A 593-nucleotide genomic window follows, 5' to 3' on the forward strand; every position below is an offset into this window, starting at 1 on the left:
CTTTCCGACCAGACGGCCAAGGCGCTGACGGCGGCAAGCAAGATCGGCTCGGACGTGCATGTGCTCGTCGCCGGCAGCAATGCCAAGGCTGCGGCCGATGCCGCAGCAAAACTCTCGGGTGTCTCCAAGGTGCTCGTCGCCGACGATGCCAGCCTTGCCAACAATCTCGCGGAGCCGCTGGCGGCGCTCATCGTGTCGCTTGCCGGCAACTATGACGCCATCGTCTCGGCGGCGACCTCGGTCGGCAAGAACGTGCTGCCGCGCGTTGCGGCCCTTCTCGACGTCGCGCAGGTGTCGGAGATCGTCGAGGTCGTTTCATCCGATACGTTCAAGCGCCCGATCTATGCGGGCAATGCCATCCAGGCGGTGCAGTCGACGGATGCGAAGAAGGTGATCACCGTGCGCACCGCCTCGTTCGCCGCTGCCGGCGAGGGTGGCAGTGCCACCATCGAGACCATCCCGGCCGCAGCGAACCCGGGCCTCTCCACGCATGTCAAGGACGCGCTGTCCTCGTCCGACCGTCCGGAGCTCACGTCTGCCAGGATCATCATCTCGGGCGGGCGTGCGCTCGGCTCGTCGGAGAAGTTCCAGGA

1 protein-coding gene is annotated in these 593 nt (G+C 66.3%); it reads left to right on the forward strand.

Annotation, left to right across the window (positions count from 1 at the left end; genetic code table 11):
* Window positions 1-593, forward strand: a 593-nt coding sequence (locus tag L0976_RS28580; protein ID WP_234190776.1) for an electron transfer flavoprotein subunit alpha/FixB family protein, incomplete at both ends; no start/stop codon positions are given.

Origin of the sequence: Shinella sp. NM-101 (genome assembly GCF_021401195.1) — a bacterium.
GTDB lineage: Bacteria > Pseudomonadota > Alphaproteobacteria > Rhizobiales > Rhizobiaceae > Shinella.